The following is a 1,427-nucleotide window of genomic DNA, read 5'->3' on the forward strand; positions in this document are numbered from 1 at the left end:
ACGACCCCGGAATCCGACTGGACCGCAGGCGAGTTGCGCAACCGGAACATCGTCGCCTACAAGGTGGTCAAGCCATGACCTACGAAGTCCAATTCCAAGTGGGCACCGCCGAGTACACCGCGCGCGGTCCCGACATCGACGGCGTGCTGCGGCTGATCCAGGGGGTGCAGGGTGTGGGGCGTGTGCCGGAGTGGATCGACTGGGCCGGCGGTGCGTGTCCCGTAGCTTCCGGTGTCGTCGTTGCCCTCCAGCCCCGTTCGGGTAGACAGACGCGCGGTGAGGGTCAAACTTTTGACTGGGGTCACACCGGCCGCCCTGGCGACATCGTGAGGTATCGCGTATGCGAGTGATCCTCCACGGCCCCGTAACCGCCGACCACCTGGCCGATGCCGAACTGATGGCCGGGATCACCCCGACCAGCTTCGTGACGAACGGCCTGTCCCACCCGCCGCGCGGCAGCCGCCTGCCCGTCGATGTCTACCCGATCTGCCCGATGCAGCCGGTGGAAACCCGGGAGCGGGCGCGGAACTACACACTTGTTTTCCACTCAGACGCATTGGTGTGTGCAGGGGGAAACGACCATCTTGTGTCTCTTGCGCGCAACTATAACCTACTGATTTACGAGGTTAATCCATGAAACGGATTTCACTGGCGCGGTTGAGACAGGTGTTGCACTACGACCCGGATAATGGCGTGTTCACGTGGCACCCCCGTGGCCTCGAAGATTTCGACGGCGATGAAAGACGATGGCGCAGTTGGAACACGCAGCATGCCGGTCGCCCTGCAGGGTGCTCAACACTGCGCTNGACGATGGCGCAGTTGGAACACGCAGCATGCCGGTCGCCCTGCAGGGTGCTCAACACTGCGCTACACCAACATCCGCATCGACGGCAAAACATACTGGAGTCATCGTGTCGCATGGTTCTACACACATGGTCACTGGCCCAACGGGATTATCGACCACCGGAACGGCGACAAATATGACAACCGATTGGACAACCTTCGTGTCGTTTGCCCGATGGGCAACGCTGAAAATCGCAGGGCGCTCATGCGCGGGAAGAAGGAAGACTTACCGATAGGTGTGTTCAAGATGCCTCGTCCGGGTTTGCCCAACCCCTACATGGCGCGCATCGCAGCCAGAGGCGCCCGAAAGTATCTGGGGTGCTTCCCAACACCTGAAGCCGCATCGGCCGCCTACCTCGCGGCAAAACGAGAACTGCACGAAAGCAACACGCTATGACCGAAACAGCAGAACAACCGGCCCACAAGCTCAACGCCGACCAGACCGTGGCCGTCGCCACCGACGTGTTCTGGAACGAGGACATGACCACGTGCCCTCGCGGCGCCAAGGTCCAACTGCTCGGCGCGGGCGGCGTGGCGGTATACGGCGACTACCACGGTGATCCGTTCTGGCAGGCGTGGTGCCC

At 62.1% G+C, this 1,427-nt stretch carries 3 protein-coding genes; all 3 read left to right on the forward strand.

What is annotated here, in order from left to right:
* Positions 1 to 340: 340 nt before the first annotated feature.
* Positions 341 to 637 carry a hypothetical protein gene (locus I6F47_RS20250; protein WP_114488319.1) on the forward strand — a complete coding sequence of 99 codons (297 nt, stop codon included), beginning with the start codon at positions 341 to 343 and terminating at the stop codon, positions 635 to 637.
* 132 nt (positions 638 to 769) lie between these two features.
* On the forward strand, positions 770 to 1,240 hold the full coding sequence (locus tag I6F47_RS20255; protein WP_231609270.1) for an HNH endonuclease signature motif containing protein: 471 nt from the start codon (positions 770 to 772) through the stop codon (positions 1,238 to 1,240).
* The coding region (locus tag I6F47_RS20260; RefSeq protein ID WP_197184453.1) for a hypothetical protein at positions 1,237 to 1,427 on the forward strand (191 nt) is incomplete at its 3' end. The genes I6F47_RS20255 and I6F47_RS20260, both read left to right, overlap by 4 nt.

The sequence above is a fragment of the Pseudoalteromonas sp. NZS37 genome (assembly GCF_015864265.1).
Taxonomy (GTDB): domain Bacteria; phylum Pseudomonadota; class Gammaproteobacteria; order Enterobacterales; family Alteromonadaceae; genus Pseudoalteromonas; species Pseudoalteromonas arctica.